16 protein-coding genes are annotated in these 14,293 nt (G+C 66.3%); 8 read left to right on the top strand and 8 right to left on the bottom strand.

Annotation, left to right across the window (positions count from 1 at the left end; genetic code table 11):
* Positions 1-2,040, top strand: coding sequence for a helix-turn-helix transcriptional regulator (locus ACQPYR_RS09850; RefSeq protein ID WP_433630252.1), 2,040 nt, complete (start codon positions 1-3; stop codon positions 2,038-2,040).
* Positions 2,041-2,044: 4 nt separating this feature from the next.
* Here ACQPYR_RS09850 and ACQPYR_RS09845 read toward each other — a convergent pair whose 3' ends face one another.
* Positions 2,045-3,277, bottom strand: coding sequence for an MFS transporter (locus ACQPYR_RS09845; RefSeq protein ID WP_433630249.1), 1,233 nt, complete (start codon positions 3,275-3,277; stop codon positions 2,045-2,047).
* A gap of 16 nt (positions 3,278-3,293) precedes the next feature.
* On the bottom strand, positions 3,294-4,511 hold the full coding sequence (locus ACQPYR_RS09840) for an ATP-grasp domain-containing protein (protein ID WP_433630246.1): 1,218 nt from the start codon (positions 4,509-4,511) through the stop codon (positions 3,294-3,296).
* A 299-nt stretch (positions 4,512-4,810) separates the two neighbouring features.
* Between ACQPYR_RS09840 and ACQPYR_RS09835 the strand changes: the two genes are divergently transcribed.
* Positions 4,811-5,836 (top strand): DUF4389 domain-containing protein, encoded by a 1,026-nt coding sequence (locus tag ACQPYR_RS09835; protein WP_433630243.1) that lies wholly within the window; start codon positions 4,811-4,813, stop codon positions 5,834-5,836.
* A 4-nt stretch (positions 5,837-5,840) separates the two neighbouring features.
* Here the strand turns inward: ACQPYR_RS09835 and ACQPYR_RS09830 are convergent, their stop codons facing one another.
* Entirely contained in the window at positions 5,841-6,794 is a 954-nt protein-coding gene (locus tag ACQPYR_RS09830; RefSeq protein WP_433630240.1) for a DNA polymerase domain-containing protein, read from the bottom strand.
* A gap of 135 nt (positions 6,795-6,929) precedes the next feature.
* Positions 6,930-8,273, bottom strand: a complete 1,344-nt coding sequence (locus ACQPYR_RS09825; RefSeq protein WP_433630237.1) for an MFS transporter — start codon at positions 8,271-8,273, stop codon at positions 6,930-6,932.
* A 3-nt stretch (positions 8,274-8,276) separates the two neighbouring features.
* Between ACQPYR_RS09825 and ACQPYR_RS09820 the strand changes: the two genes are divergently transcribed.
* The 3 genes from ACQPYR_RS09820 to ACQPYR_RS09810 all read left to right on the top strand — a co-directional run bounded on the left by ACQPYR_RS09820 (position 8,277) and on the right by ACQPYR_RS09810 (position 10,558).
* Positions 8,277-9,284 carry a LysR family transcriptional regulator gene (locus ACQPYR_RS09820; protein ID WP_433630234.1) on the top strand — a complete coding sequence of 336 codons (1,008 nt, stop codon included), beginning with the start codon at positions 8,277-8,279 and terminating at the stop codon, positions 9,282-9,284.
* A gap of 103 nt (positions 9,285-9,387) precedes the next feature.
* Positions 9,388-9,918 (top strand): phenolic acid decarboxylase, encoded by a 531-nt coding sequence (locus tag ACQPYR_RS09815; protein ID WP_433630231.1) that lies wholly within the window; start codon positions 9,388-9,390, stop codon positions 9,916-9,918.
* A gap of 223 nt (positions 9,919-10,141) precedes the next feature.
* Complete coding sequence (locus tag ACQPYR_RS09810) at positions 10,142-10,558, top strand: hypothetical protein (RefSeq protein ID WP_433630229.1); 417 nt, start codon at positions 10,142-10,144, stop codon at positions 10,556-10,558.
* A gap of 14 nt (positions 10,559-10,572) precedes the next feature.
* Here ACQPYR_RS09810 and ACQPYR_RS09805 read toward each other — a convergent pair whose 3' ends face one another.
* From ACQPYR_RS09805 to ACQPYR_RS09795, 3 genes are read right to left on the bottom strand one after another with little or no spacing between them, the layout of a single operon-like run.
* Entirely contained in the window at positions 10,573-11,175 is a 603-nt protein-coding gene (locus ACQPYR_RS09805; RefSeq protein ID WP_433630226.1) for a SanA/YdcF family protein, read from the bottom strand.
* A gap of 24 nt (positions 11,176-11,199) precedes the next feature.
* Complete coding sequence (locus ACQPYR_RS09800; protein WP_433630223.1) at positions 11,200-12,249, bottom strand: ArsR/SmtB family transcription factor; 1,050 nt, start codon at positions 12,247-12,249, stop codon at positions 11,200-11,202.
* A gap of 16 nt (positions 12,250-12,265) precedes the next feature.
* The gene (locus ACQPYR_RS09795; RefSeq protein ID WP_387289649.1) at positions 12,266-12,454 is read right to left on the bottom strand and encodes a hypothetical protein; all 189 of its coding nucleotides are present in this window, start codon (positions 12,452-12,454) and stop codon (positions 12,266-12,268) included.
* Positions 12,455-12,618: 164 nt separating this feature from the next.
* Here ACQPYR_RS09795 and ACQPYR_RS09790 point away from each other — a divergent pair, with 164 nt between their 5' ends.
* Positions 12,619-13,011 carry a cupredoxin domain-containing protein gene (locus ACQPYR_RS09790; protein WP_433630219.1) on the top strand — a complete coding sequence of 131 codons (393 nt, stop codon included), beginning with the start codon at positions 12,619-12,621 and terminating at the stop codon, positions 13,009-13,011.
* Between the two features lie 6 nt (positions 13,012-13,017).
* Here ACQPYR_RS09790 and ACQPYR_RS09785 read toward each other — a convergent pair whose 3' ends face one another.
* Positions 13,018-13,608, bottom strand: coding sequence for a hypothetical protein (locus ACQPYR_RS09785; protein ID WP_433630216.1), 591 nt, complete (start codon positions 13,606-13,608; stop codon positions 13,018-13,020).
* 160 nt (positions 13,609-13,768) lie between these two features.
* Here ACQPYR_RS09785 and ACQPYR_RS09780 point away from each other — a divergent pair, with 160 nt between their 5' ends.
* Both ACQPYR_RS09780 and ACQPYR_RS09775 read left to right on the top strand, forming a co-directional pair.
* Positions 13,769-13,951 carry a CopG family transcriptional regulator gene (locus tag ACQPYR_RS09780; RefSeq protein WP_433630214.1) on the top strand — a complete coding sequence of 61 codons (183 nt, stop codon included), beginning with the start codon at positions 13,769-13,771 and terminating at the stop codon, positions 13,949-13,951.
* A complete protein-coding gene (locus ACQPYR_RS09775; protein ID WP_433630211.1) occupies positions 13,948-14,292 on the top strand; it encodes a VOC family protein in 345 nt (114 codons plus the stop codon). The genes ACQPYR_RS09780 and ACQPYR_RS09775 overlap by 4 nt, the downstream gene beginning before the upstream one ends.
* Position 14,293: the final 1 nt, after the last annotated feature.

Below are 14,293 nucleotides of genomic sequence, written 5' to 3'. Positions count from 1 at the left end.
ATGTGTCAGCCTGTCCCGCCACACAGCGACAACCCAGCACAGCGCGACCAGTGGGCCGACTTCGCCAAATCCCGGGTCGGTCAGGCCATGGCCGTGCTCGGCACCGCGAGCACGGTCGGCTTGGTCGCCGAGTTGCTGGAGGTGGACGAGCCCGCGGTGCGGGCGGTCATCCGACAACTCGCCGAAACCGCGCGTTTCCAACATCCGGAGGTCGGTGAGCGGATCCTGCGCAACACCCCCGACCAGGTCCGGCAGAAGTTGCACGGCCGGGCCGCGGAGCTGCTGCATCATCGGGGTTTTCCGGCGAGCACCGTCGCCGACCACCTGGTCGACGCCGGTGCCGCCGGCTACCCGTGGGCCGTCGATGTACTGCGCGCCGCCGCCGAGGATGCGATAACCAATGACCAGATCGAACCGGCGGTAGATCGGCTGGAGTTGGCCTATCGCGCCACCCGGGACGCGGGCGAGCGGGCCACCATCGCGATCCGGCTCGTCTGCCTGGAATGGCGGATCAACCCATCGACCCGCTCGCGCCAGTTCACGCGGTTGAAGGCGGCGCTGCGCGCGGGTCGGGTGCCGTACCCCGAATTGCCCTCCGCCATCATGTATCTGCTGTGGCACGGGCAGGTGCAGCAGGCCGATCACGCACTCGGCCAATTGAACCGCGGCGAACCGGACGAGGCGACACCGGAGATCGACTTCCTGCGCGCCTGGCTGCGGTACTCCTATCCCCCGCACGTCCAACGTCATCCGCGACTCTTCGCGGCCCCGGCCCGGCCGCCCAAGGTGCGCACCGACCAGCATTCACCGCATCGTCACGGCGCAGATCTGCTCACCGGCCTGTTCACCCATCCGCTCGACGAGATCGCCACGCTCGCGCAGCGTTTGCTCACCAGCCATCGCCTCACCTCGACCACGATCGAAACCCTCGTCGCGGCTGTGCATTGCCTCATCTACAGCAACAGGCTCGATACCGCGGCGGCCTGGTGCGAATCGCTACTGGCCGAGGCCGATGCCCGCCGCGCCCCGACCTGGCAGTCGATCTTCGCCGGGCTGCGCGCGGAAACAATGCTGCGCAAGGGCAACATTCGCGATGCGATCAGCGATGCGGCGCTGGCACTGAATTACGTACCCGCCGAACACCTCGGCCTCTGGATCGGCACGCCGATCGCCACCATGGTGCACGCGTTGACCATCGCCGGTCGGCATGGCGAGGCCACGGCCCAACTCGAAAGGCCGGTGCCTCGAACGATTTTCGAATCGCGCTTCGGCCTGCCGTATCTGCAGGCGCAGGGCCACCATCACCTCGCGGTGGGCCGCGCCGACGAGGCATTGCGCAGTTTCCGCCGCTGCGGCTATCTCATGGACCGATGGAATATGGACTTCCCCTGGCTGGTGCCGTGGCGCAATGACATCGCCGCCGCACACCTCGCACTCGGCGAGCACCGGCAGGCACAGGAATTCGCGACCAGACATCTCGAGCTGCTCGGCACCGCCGACCGGCACCGCTCCGGCGGCGTCGCACTCCGGTTGCTCGCCGCCACCAGCGATCGCTATCAAGCCTTCCGGTTGCTGCGTGAATCGGCCGCGATCGCCCGCACCGGCGGTGATGATGTCGAATTGGCCACGGCTCTAGGCGAACTCGGCAAGGCGCACCGCAGCGTCGGCGATCACGAGCGATCTCGCACACTGATCCGCGATGCGGCGCGCATCGCCGAAACCTGCGGGGCCGGGGTGCTGCTGCGCGATCTACTCGACGGCAAACCCCAAACCGCTACGCAGCCGACCCAACCCATGCCCGCACTGCGCCCGATTCCGGGCGGGCTCGCGACGCTGAGCCCCGCCGAACGCCGGGTGGCGGAGCTGGCGGCCCGCGGCAAGGCCAATCGCGAGATCGCCGACAAACTCGCCATCACCACCAGCACCGTCGAACAACATCTCACCCGCGTCTATCGCAAACTCGGGGTGGCCCGGCGCAGCGAGCTGTACTTCGTCCTACCGATCGGTCCGGCTGACACCGCGGTCTCGGCCACCGGGTAGCGGCCTACGATGCCGCCACCAGGGCATACCGGTCCCGCCTTGCCTCCGCTTTCGCGACGATCACCGGTGCGAGCAGACCGGCGGCCAGCAGGATCAGTCCCGCGAGATACCAGCCCGCGACACCGATCCCGATGCACAACCAGGTCAACAAGGCCGGACCGAGCGCATCGGCCAATCGGAGTCCGGTGCCGAATACGCCTAGATACTCACCGATGGCCGTCGGCGGTGCCAAGGCATTCGAAACCTCGAAACCGCCTGCCGTCTGCCACAATTCACCGACGCTCAAGACCGCCGCGCCGCTGGCGAGGGTAAGCACCGCGAGCCAGCCGGACTGGCCTTGGGCCGCTGCCAGCACAATGCAAGCCAGCAGGAATGCCCACCCGGCGCGCCGCAGCGCGGCACCGCCTGCGCGGGCGGTATCGATGCTGCGGCTCGCGCGGACCTGGAAGAACACCACGATGAAGATATTGAGCATGTCGATCGCGGTGATCGACCACCGCGGCGCCGTCGTCGCACCGATGATCCACAGCGGAATCGCGACCGACTGAATCCGGTACTGCAACGACAGCACTCCATCCAATACGGTGAGCGCCAGATACGGCCGATCACGCAGCACCGCCCAGCGCTGTACTGGCGCACCGGACTCCACCGCCACCGGCCCCAAAGCCGGCAGCCGCTCGACCATGAGGGCGGCCCCGGCAGCACAACCAGCGCCGATGACGATGGCCGCGTGATAGAAATTCGCCGAATCCCATTGCACGGCAACCGCGGATAGACCGATGCCGATGGCGATGCCCACATTCAGAATCGAACGGATGTAGGCGCGGAATTCATTGGCCCGTTCGGTGACGACGCGGGTGATGACCGTCGAGATCATCAGCTGCACACAGGTCTGCGCGGCCGCCGTGGCCGGAATGACGACCAGATACCACGCGAAGTCACCGACCGCGAGAAAGCCGAGGGTGCCACAGGCCGCCAGGACCAGACTGACCCGCAGCACACCCAGCGGGCCGCGTCGGTCCGACAGCTTTCCCGCCAGTATCGAGACGGCGATGGATACGGCCCCGGCGACGCTGAGGCCGATGCCGACCTGCATCGGCGAGATGTGTACGATCCGGGTGAAGTAGAGGACGACGGTGGACAGATAGATTCCACTGAAGACGGCGGAAGCCGCCGCGATCAGCGTCAGCACACGCTGCGGGCCGACTGGCGGCACGGCAACGGAGAACCGTGACACGATCCGTTCCCGCGACTCAGGCGATGGCCGGGTCGGCGGCCGGATCGTATGCTACGCAATCCATCCGGAATCCCGCCGCAGTGCGTCGCAGTGCGTCCATGACCTCCATCGTGGAGTTGCCCCGGAAACGGAACGCGGCACCGATATCGGCGTAGCCGAAGGTCTGGGTGATGGTCGTCCCCGGCTGTGGGACCGAGACATGGTACGGCGCATGCTGTTGCGGTACGTGGAGCTGGACGTCCACCACGGTGCACGGTGGGGTCACCAGTGGGTGGATGAGCAATTCACCGGCTACCGATGCATCACTGAGCGGATCGGTGGCGGGAATCCGGCCAAGTTGGATATCGACCGCCGCACCGAGCAGGTCGTAGCCGTGCACCTCCCGCCACATGTGGGTGGTTTCGCCACCCGTGGCTCGCGCGGCCACTTCGAGGAACTGGATGCGCGGCGCTGCACCGAGGCGGCCGAGGAAGAATTCGAGGTGGAAGACCGTCGGCACGTCGGCGCTGAGCGCGGTGAGCACCGCCTCGGCGAAGCTCGCCAGCGGCTCGAGCAATTCCGGATCGTCGAGCTCGACGTAACCGAGGGTTGTGCCACCATTGGCGAATTCGAGACAGTTGCCGAGATACTGCGAAGCCCGCCACGGACCGAGCTCACTGCCGGTCCACACGCCGTCGATGGCACCGACCTCGTCCGAGCAGAAACGTTGTACGAGAAACGGTTCCGCGCTCAGATCGGGCAATGCCGCGCAATCATCGATGGAGTTCAGCCGAATGACGTCCTTGCTCCCGGCGCCGAGACGGGGTTTGAGGATGAGCGGAAAGCCGTGCACCGCGGCGAAGTCCATGATCGATTCGACATCGCCGACGTGGGTAAAGGCGGGAGCCGGCACGCCCGCGGTGGCGACCGTCGCACCCATCACCAGTTTGTCGCGAAACGGGAGCACATAGTCCGGACTGTCACCCGCGATATCGAATTCCCGCCGCAACTGGGCCGCGATCAGCAAATCGAATTCGTGCAGCGCGACAATGCGGTCCGGCGTTCCGAATCGAGCCGCGAGCGCGCGCACGGCATCTGGCGCGTTCGCCATATCTTCGAGTAATTCGACGGCGGCGGCCGCATGCCGCGGAATTCCATCGATCAGATCCTTGGCGCAAACGTAGGTGACGACATTGGCATTGTGGTCGATACGCTCCAGGTAGGGGACGTCGACACCGCGCACTCTATGAATCACGGTCACATGTTGGGGCACTGGTTCCTCCGCTGACAACTGTCTCACCAGATCCACTGAGGACCCGTACTGTCGGGAGCGGATCGTTCTCTCCGACAACGGAATTGTGCGCCGTGCCCATCGGCGGCGCCTGTCCGGAGACGGCTATTTAAGATCCCTTAACAGAGAGCTCGTCGCACCGCGGTCCGGCTCGGTCGGCGCGGTTGCCGATCTATTGGCAATCCACGGGCTACATTCGATCTCACTCATCCGAGTTCTGGACAATTCCGCTGGACGAAGGAAGTGAGTGGATCGCCGTGGTAATGAAAGAAGGATCACCGACCATTAGCGAACCATTGGTCGAACTGGATGTCTTTCCGCCGGAGCAACACCGCCGCTGGACCGTTCTGCTGCGACTGCTGTTGGCCATACCCCAGCTGATCGTGCTCTGGTTCCTGAGCATCGCCGCTTTCGTGGTGATCGTCTGCGGCTGGTTCGGTGCGCTGGTGCTCGGCCGATTGCCCGACTGGTGCGGTGAGTTCCTGCGCGGGTATTACGGATACACCGTGCGGGTGCACGGCTACGCCATGTTGCTGGTCGACGACTACCCGCCATTCGCCTGGACCGCGCCGGACTATCCGATCCGACTGCTGTTCCCCGCGCCCACGCCGTTGAACCGGCTCGCTGTGCTTTTCCGGCTCATCCTGGCCTTCCCGATCCTGGTGCTGTCGGGCTGGTTCACCACCGGATGGGGGATCATCTCGTTCATTCTGTGGCTGATCGTTCTGATCACCGGACGGATGCCGGGAGCGATCTTCGAGGCCACTTCGGCGGTGCTGCGCATCGAGATGCGGGTGTCCGCCTATGCGTACCTGCTGACCCCGACGTACCTGAAGGGTGTTTTCGGCGATAAGCAGGCAGCCCCATCCGGTCCGACATATACAGGCAATTCGATGACGGGTGGTGCTCGGGTGACGGGTGGGCCCGAACCTGCTCAGTCGCCGACCCGCCCGCTGGTGCTCTCCAGCGGCGGCCGGACGCTGCTGATCGTCATGCTCATCGTCGGCATTCTCGGCAGCTTCGCCCAAACCTCCGTCGGCTGGGGCAATGATGACGACGACATGGACGCGATCTCCAGTTCACAGCTCGCCCGGCGGGTCGCCATCGATTTCACCGACCAGACCGGGCACACCCCGCGGGACCTGCATTGCCCCGACTCCCTCGACGCCGATATCGGCGCGACGGAGGTCTGCACGGTCACCGATGACGGCGTCGAATTCCGGGTTCTGGTCACCGTCGACGCGATCACCGATGGGGCGGCGCACTTCCGCACCGTCGTCGAGCACTGAAAAGCTAACTCTGCCTACGGGCCCGGGCCCGGCGCTTGCCCTCGTGCATCGCTTGGACCCGAGCCACCGGGATGGTGTGGCCTTCCTCGATGAGATCGGGAGGCAAGGCTTGTGGTGCGGGCATTTCCTGCGCCCACGGATCCCGATCGCCCAGGTGCTTCGGTGCGGTACGCACAGTGAAGTCGCCCGGACTGATATCTGCGAGCTGAGCCCATTCGATCGGGAAGGACACCGGCACATCCGGACGCACGCGCGGGCTGTAGGCCGCGACGACGGTCGCACCGCCCGCCCGCGTCGAATCCAGGAAGACCTTGCCCGCGCGGTCCTCGCGGATGAATGCGGTGGTGGCCAGATCCGGATCGATGCGTTCGGCCCTGGCCGCGATCGCCCGGGTGGCGGCGGCGACATCCTCGATCGGAATGCGCGCCTGGATCGGTACGAAGACGTGCACACCTTTTGCGCCGCTGGTCTTCACCGCTCCCGCGAGTCCGTCATCGGCGAGCGCCTGCCTGATCAGTTCGGCGGCAAGCACGACCTGCCGGAAGGGGCCGCCCTCGGGTGGATCGAGATCCAGGATCAGGTGGGTCGGGCCCGCGCTGTGATCGGCCGGCAGCAGGGTCGGGTGATATTCGACCGCGCGCTGATTGCCGAACCACAGCAATGTGGGCACGTCATCGCAGAGCGCGTAGGTCACTTCGCGTTTGGAAGTCTCGGCCCATACCGTCACCCGACGCACCCAGTCCGGGGTGTATTTCGGCAGATTCTTCTGCATGAACGGTTCCTGGCCAGGCCGGATGCGCACCACCGAGAGCGGGCGATCGCGCAGTTGTCCGACCAGTCGATCACCGACGAATTCGAGATAGTCGATCAGATCGCGCTTCGTCGCGTCGGCACCGTCGAACAGTGGTGCGTCGAGATTGGTCAGCTTTACACCCGCACGGACCTCTTCGCCGGTCATCGGCCAACCATGCACCGCCGAACCGCGCATGGTCAACCATCGTCGAACTCGGCGAGCCGGGCAGCGAATGTGCGCGCGTGCTGCGGGCCAGCAATTCGACACCGTACTTCGTGGCCGCGCTCCGCTTCACCGACGTCAGGATTCGGCGGCGCGGTGATAGCCGAAGACGATGCAGGCGAGTGCACAGACCGCTGCGGAGATCAGCAAGGACCAGCCGATGCCGGGGGTGACGAGCGCGCCCATGATCGCGACACCGAGGGTCGCGCCGACTTGTCGGACGGCGTTGAGCAGACCGCCGACCGAGCCGGCAGTCCCCGGAGGTGCCACGTTGACAATGGCGGTGACCAACGCCGGAAGGGCAAAGGCGACACCGAATCCCGACAACAGCAGGCCGACCGCCAGCACCGGATAGCCGAGGTCCACGAACACCGCAACCGCCAACACCACACCACCCGTCGCGAGCAGGCCGAGTCCGGTCAGGATCGGTCGGCGCGGTCCGACGCGGGCCACGAGTTTGCCTGCGAGCGGCGGGATGACGGCGAACGGCACGGTGAGCGGCAGGAAGGCGAGCCCGGTCTGCATTGGATTCAGATGTCGCTGCAGCAGCAATGGCAGGACGAACAGTGCCCCGGTGAGCGCGAAATTCACCGCCGCACCCACCAGCAGCCCCGCCCGCACGCGGTCCGCGCGCAACAGTTCCCGATTCAATACCGGTGTGGCACTGCGTCGTTCGAGACAGGCGAAGATGATCGCCGCCAGCACCGCGCCGCTCAGCGACCACGCCGTGTGCCCCCACGACAGCGCACCCGCCGCGATCAGCGCATCGGTGCACAGCGCCAGCGCGACGGCCGCGGTCAACTGCGCCGGCCAGTCGATGCGGCGATCACCGTGCGCACAGGTCACCGCGGATCCCATGCTCAGCACCAATACGAACACCGCGATGGGAACATTGACAACGAATATCGACCGCCACCCGGCCAGGCCCACCAGTGCGCCACCCACGATCGGCCCCGCCGCGACCGCCGCGCCGCTGATCGCCGCCCACGTCGAAATCGCACGTGCGCGGCGGCCCGGATCCGGATAGAGCTGCGTGATCATCGCCATCGATGCCGGCACGCACGCCGCCGCCGAAACGCCCAACAGCACCCGCAGCGCGACGAGCACCCAGAGGTTCGGCGCGAAGGCGCTCAGCAGCGAGACCAAACCGAAAGCCGCTGTGCCGAAACGGAATACCCGATGCGCACCATGGCGATCGGCGACCGCACCCGCGGAGAGCAGCAGCGCGGCGAAGGCGACGGTATAGCCGGTGGTCGCCCATTGCAGTCCGGCGACCGAGGTGTGCAGGGACGCCGCCAGATCCGGCTCGGCGACCGAAAGCACCGTCATATCCAACAGCACCATGAAGTACCCGAGGGATATCCCCAGCAGTGCCCTATTCGACGTGGCGGACGTATTCGCCCGCGATTGCAGAATGCTCATCCGATGCGACAACTCCTCGGCTCGTTCGATGACCCGATCGACTCTCGCCGGACGGGCACGACGGCTCCACCGGCTGCGGCGCATACCGCATTCGGAATATCCGAATGCTGCGCCGCTGTTGGCCAGGCCATGGAGTTACGTCAGCTGCGGACCTTCGAGGCCGTGGTGCGCCACCGCACGGTCACCGATGCCGCGGTCGCGCTCGAGCTCGCACCGTCGTCGGTGTCCCAGCAGATCCGCACCCTCGAAACCGCGCTCGGAGTGTCACTTTTCGTGCGCGACCCCAAAGGCATGCGGCTCACACCGGCAGGCCAGCGGCTCACCGGCTGGGCGCGGCGGCTGCTCGAACAGGCAGAGCAGGCGGCGCGCGACGTGCGGGAAGAACGACCGGTCCTGCGACTCGGGGCGCTGGAAACCCTCGCGGGCGCGTATGTGCCGCAGGTGCTGGCGCGACTGGCCGAGCGACGGCCCGATATCGAGGTCGAGGTGCGCTCGGATCGCGCCCGCGACGGTCTGCTCGCCGATGTGATCGGCGGCGATCTCGACGCGGCACTGCTGCTGGATTCCGGTGGCGCCGTTGGTGATCTGGGTTTCCCGGCCCCCGCCGAACCGCTGGCGTTCCTCGACCTGGACCCGGTGCCGCTGGCCCTGGTCGCCGCGCCGACGCACCCGCTGACGGCGCGGTCCGGTCTGACGCCCGCCGACCTCGTCGATGAACGGCTGCTGGTCAATGTGCCCGAATGCTCGTTCTGGATGGCGGGTGAAAAGGTACTCGGCTCGGGTCCGCGGCGAGTGAGGGCCGGTGCGGTTCCGGTCATGCGGGCCTGGGCCGAGCACGGGCTCGGCATATCCCTGCTGCCCGAGTTCGCGGTCGCCGATGGCCTTGCGCAGGGCACGCTCGTCCGCTTGGACTTCCCGGTGCCCGATCTGAGTCTGCGGCTGGTGTGGCGCGCGGATCAGGAATCACTGCCCGGGATGCGCGAGGTCCTCTACGCGGCCGCTCGGATATGACTGCGCCGTTCCCGGCAAACCATTCGCAATGCTCGCGCCGGTGATTAGGCTGACAACAAAGACGCAGGTACCGACCGCGTTGGTCGACCGAGAGGAGTTACCGATGAGCGCGCAGCAGTCAGCGAACACGGTCTCGGCACTAACCGGCGATCTCTCCGGAATTGTCGGCAAACATCTCATCTACGCCTATGAGAACGGCTGGAAATACGAGCTGTACGTGCGGGGCCCGCAGACGATCGAAACGCGAAGTCTGATGGGACCGATGCTCGGGCGCTGGGCCAAGAATCAGGCGGCGAAGCTGGTCCAGCTCAATGACGATCTGTACAAGATCGCCTGGGTGGAGCCGACCGGAACTACCACGGTGCTCATCATCTGGCTCGGCGACCGTCGGGTGCACACCACGATCTCCTACCCGCAATGGATGCTCGACTATCCCGAAAGCACCCTCACCCGATGCGAGGACAATCTTGACGCGATCATCGCCGACCGCGAGAAGGGACCGACCTACCCGCTCACCCTGGTCGCCGCGTCCGGACGCATCACCTTCCTGGAAACCCGGGATCTCGACGACGATACGGTGATCAACTGTCCGCCACAGAAGTTGCCGCTCGGATACGCCGCCCGAACCAATTGAGCGCGGCAGGCGAGATACACCGGGAATGCAGCTAGGTCGTTCTACGTGAGCACCGGCAGATTGCGGATCTCCTCGACCGGCACCGCGAATCGCAGCCGGGAACCCGCTCGACCGATCCCGGCCGGGAAGGGAACAAATCGATGCGCGGGGTCACCGCGCCTGGATCCCGTCGGCTGATTCACCCGCCATCGGATGGGTATCGCTGTGCCGAGGAGGTATGCACATGACTCGTCCCGTACCACCGGATCCGAGTCCTATCCCGCCGACGCCGATTCCGGACCCGGTACCACCGACGCCGATCCCGGATCCGGTGCCGCCGAAGCCCATGCCCGAACCGGTGCCGGGGCCCGAACCGCATCCGGAGCCGGAACCGCTCCCTGGTCCGGCGCCGCAGCCGATTCCGCCGAGGCCAGGCCCTGAGCCGGTGCCCGGTCCCTCGCCGGACCCGAGACCACCGGAGCCCGGTCCCGAGCCGGTGCCCGGCCCCTCGCCGGACCCGATGCCGCCGCAGCCCGGCCCGACACCGGAGCCGCCGATCCCCGATCCTCGGCCACAGCCGGATCCGATGCGACCGCCACCGATCCCGAATCCCGGTGGTCCGGTCGATCCGATGGACCCCGCGCTTCCAGACCCCCGCTAGGGTTCGGATCAGCGTCAGATCAGCGCGGCGACCGCCTTGGGCGCGGCCAACCATTCACGAATAGTGTTGCGCACAAGAGTTTTTCGCCTGCACTCACAATACGCGACGACACCGTGGCCATCGATGCCCGCGCCGCGGCACAATGCGACCGCCCGCGGCAGATGCTGGTATTGCGTGACGATGATGGCACGATCGATGCCGAACAAATTCTTGGCGCGAGCGCACGTCGCCCGGGTCGACAAGCCTTCGCCATCGCAGCGCACCACCGCCGGATCGATGCCGTGGTCCGCGAGATACTTTGTCATCGAAGCGATTTCGTCGCCGGATGTGCCCGCCGCATCACCGGATACGAGAATCTCACGTACCTTTCCGGCCCGCAGCAGTTCGATCGCGACATCGAGTCGGCCGCGCAGATAGGCCATCGGCGCACCATCGGGCCCGACCTTCGCGCCCGGCACGATCACCACCGGAACCGTCGGCGCGGCCGCGGGTCCGGACCGATATCCGGCCGATACCAGCCACAATCGGATATTGGCACCCGCGACGACCAGCGCCGATCCGGCGACCAGACCGGCACCCATCCGGAGCACGGTCTTACGGTCGGTTATGAGCTGCACCCGCCCGACGATACTGGCGCGGGACTAAGCAATGCGCACACCACCGTCGAGATCACCATCGAGCAATGCGATACCCAAGGTCGTCGCCTGATGCCGCATCGAATTGCGATGCCGCCAGCTCTCGACGAGCCCGGCCGCACGCAGTATCGATGCGTGTTCACTGGCCGTCGCGGGTGAAACACCAAGTCTGCGTGCGAGTTCGGTGGTCGTGCAGCCCTCGGCGATCTCCTGCAGCGCGGCAGCGCGCGTCCGGCCGAGCAGCGCGGTCAACGCCTCGTTGATCGCACGCGGACCCCATGCCGTGGCGAAATCGGCGATATCGCGCAGCACCGGGACCACCAGCGTCATCGGCGCGTCCTTATCGATCGTGGACTTCAGCAGCTTCGGCCCGGGCCAGATGAACAGCGAGGGAATGATGATCAGGCCGCGTCCGTCGAGCTGTTCGTCGTGGCATTCGATCGGAGTGAGCACCTCGAGCGCGGGCGCCCGCCACCGCGCGAAGGGCGCCAGCCCGGCGAAGAGCCGTTCTACACCCTCGGCGGCAATGGTGCGGGCCATCCGCTCGGCCGCCACCTCCAGATACGACTGCATATGTGCCCACCGACCAGCGAATGCCACCGCATGGAACGCCTCGACGGCGCGTGCGACATCGCGGCGAGCGGCGCTATCGCGGTCGTACAGGTCCTGCGTCCACGCGGGGAGCGCCTGGTCGGTCAGCGCGCGCCGGCGAGCCGCGTGCTCTACCTCGCGGCGGAGTTCGTCACGGGAGGCCAGATGCAATGCCTCGATTCCGGCCGACATCGACCGTGCACCACGAGTCGGTGTGATCAGGTCGACGAAGTGGTGCACGCCCGGGAAGATATCCGCGAGCACGCCGAAGTTGTCCGGCATCGCGCGCCGCACCTGCCCGCGCCAGCCGTTGTACAGCGGCGCGTCGGTGCGCTGCACCACCCGGGTGGCCAGCATTGTTTCGCCCATCGCACCGAGGGGTGCCCCGATCCGGATCCGCGTCAGATCCTCTGGTGTGCAATAGATCCGCTTCATACGCCGCCCCGCGTCGTCGTGCTCAGGCACCTCACGGTACCCGCGATCATCGCGGACCTCGCACCATCACCGCGAGGACCGGATCCACGCGCAACAGTTGATCGGTGGCCGCCGATGTCGCCGTCCAGCGCAGCCCGTTCGGCCACCACCGTTTCCACCGCCCGGCCACCACCGCACCAACGCTCAGCCGTCCCAGCGCCGGCCATACGGGCCGCGCCACCACTTCGTCCACCATCGCCGTCTCCTGAATCCGCGCTGTTCAGCAGCCTAGGAATCGGCGAGCGGCACCCCCACCATGTTTCGGCTGTGGCCTAAACACCGTCACGCATGCCCCAGCAACCTCGCCAACTTGTTATAGCCTTTGGGCATGGCGGCTCGAATAGTGGGCAGCCGGTCCAGGTGAACAGCACTCGAAACTCGCCGTGGCGGCTCGGGCTCGCGATCGGTCTACTCACCTTCGCGTGGGCGGCAGGGTGCGGCACGTCGGAGGAAATCGCCCCGCCCACGTCATCGGGTCCGGCCCCGATCCCCGCCGTCACCATCACCATCGACCATCAGAACTACACCGGCACGCCCCCCATCACGCCGGGTGCGGTGCTCACGGTGGTCAACCTCGATTCGGTGAAACACAGCATCACCAGCAAACGCCCCGGCCTCTTCGATCACGAGATCGGCCCGGGCCAGACCATCACTTTCACCGCACCCGACGAAGTCGGCTCGCACCCCTTCTACTGCCGATATCACGCGAATATGGATGGCGCACTGAGCGTCCGGAAGCTCGTTGCGCCCTGACGCCCGCTATACGCAGTACTGGCAGGTACCGCTGGCAGGCAGCTGGATGAAGCACTGGTCGCACACCGCCGCGCGGGCAGGCTCGGGCTTGGCCTCCTGCGTGGTGGTGGTGTTCGCCGAGCGGCGCCCCGCCACCTTGGGTGTCAGCGGCGGGGCGGTCAGCTCGGCGGGCATCGCGGCACCGTGGTGCTCGTAGCACTGCCAGCGGGCGTAGGAGGCGTGCAACTCGAGGTCCTTCGGAATCGGCAGTCCGGCGAGTTCCAGCACGTACTTGTAGGTGTCGCCGACGGTGTGGTTCGCCTGCACGCACAGCGAGGTCAGCGGCGGTTCGCCCGCGTTGTGACAACGACGCGCGACCTTGCGCAGGATCGCCGCCATCCATGTCCGCGTCGGCGCACCCGTCTGCACCCCGGACGCCTCCTGCACTCGCTCGGCCAACTCATCGACAGTGATGAAGTTCCCGTACCCCGTGGCGATCTGGGACAGCTCCGCATGTGCCGCAACGGCCCATGCCACCGTCGCCTCCCGCAACGTCACCGGGACGCCGTCACCTGCCCGCCATGCCCCCGCCGTCGTGGATACCGAACTCTCGATCACCCGCTCAAGTTATCGCGCCGCCCCGCAGCCCGCCGAATGCCCCCACACTCCGGCGTCTGATCAAGATCACCATGCATCGGTTGCGCACGCCTCTCGACGTTCGCCGCCACCAGCACATGATGATCTTGTTCCTAGCTTCCTAGGATGCTAGCATCGGGATGTGGGCGACGAGGATGTGAAGCAGTTCAACGTGTATTTGCCGGTGGGGTTGATCAAGCAGGTCAAGTTCCGGGCGATCGAGTCCGGCATGTCGCTGTCGGCACTGGTGGCGGAGGCACTGCGCGGATACCTCGACGACACCCACGATCAGCAACGGCGAGCGCAAGAAGGAGAGACGATATGACGACGCAGGGTATCGAAGGCGTTTTCGTCGAGACGCACAACTGGGGCAAGGCGGCGCGGTTCTTTCAGGCGCTCGGTTTCGAACCAGAATTCACCACCGACCACAACTCCGGACTGTTCCGCAATGGCGATGGTCCGTATGTATTCATCGCCGAGATCCCGCGCAGTCAGACCCCACAGACACAGCTCGTGCTGACGGTGACCGAACCGGATGCGTTCCGGCCGAGCAATGACGTGGAGGTGGTCACGCCATTCGAGGAAACCCATTACGGGATAAAGGAAATGACGGTGCGGGATCCGGACGGCCGAGTCTGGAGTCTGCAGGTCGGAAAGGTCGGCTGAA

The organism is Nocardia sp. CA-120079 (assembly GCF_050955745.1).
Lineage (GTDB): Bacteria > Actinomycetota > Actinomycetes > Mycobacteriales > Mycobacteriaceae > Nocardia.
The sequence above is the reverse complement of the archived record's forward strand: the minus strand, read 5'-3'. Positions and strand labels throughout refer to the sequence as shown.

Excerpts from the sequence above, each read along its gene's own strand:
- ACQPYR_RS09820 (WP_433630234.1), top strand. The coding sequence starts at position 8,277 with ATGCGACAACTCCTCGGCTCGTTCGATGACCCGATCGACTCTCGCCGG.
- ACQPYR_RS09810 (WP_433630229.1), top strand. The coding sequence starts at position 10,142 with ATGACTCGTCCCGTACCACCGGATCCGAGTCCTATCCCGCCGACGCCG.
- ACQPYR_RS09815 (WP_433630231.1), top strand. The coding sequence starts at position 9,388 with ATGAGCGCGCAGCAGTCAGCGAACACGGTCTCGGCACTAACCGGCGAT.
- ACQPYR_RS09775 (WP_433630211.1), top strand. The coding sequence starts at position 13,948 with ATGACGACGCAGGGTATCGAAGGCGTTTTCGTCGAGACGCACAACTGG.
- ACQPYR_RS09825 (WP_433630237.1), bottom strand. The coding sequence starts at position 8,273 with ATGAGCATTCTGCAATCGCGGGCGAATACGTCCGCCACGTCGAATAGG.
- ACQPYR_RS09850 (WP_433630252.1), top strand. The coding sequence starts at position 1 with ATGTGTCAGCCTGTCCCGCCACACAGCGACAACCCAGCACAGCGCGAC.
- ACQPYR_RS09835 (WP_433630243.1), top strand. The coding sequence starts at position 4,811 with ATGAAAGAAGGATCACCGACCATTAGCGAACCATTGGTCGAACTGGAT.
- ACQPYR_RS09795 (WP_387289649.1), bottom strand. The coding sequence starts at position 12,454 with ATGGTGGACGAAGTGGTGGCGCGGCCCGTATGGCCGGCGCTGGGACGG.
- ACQPYR_RS09830 (WP_433630240.1), bottom strand. The coding sequence starts at position 6,794 with ATGACCGGCGAAGAGGTCCGTGCGGGTGTAAAGCTGACCAATCTCGAC.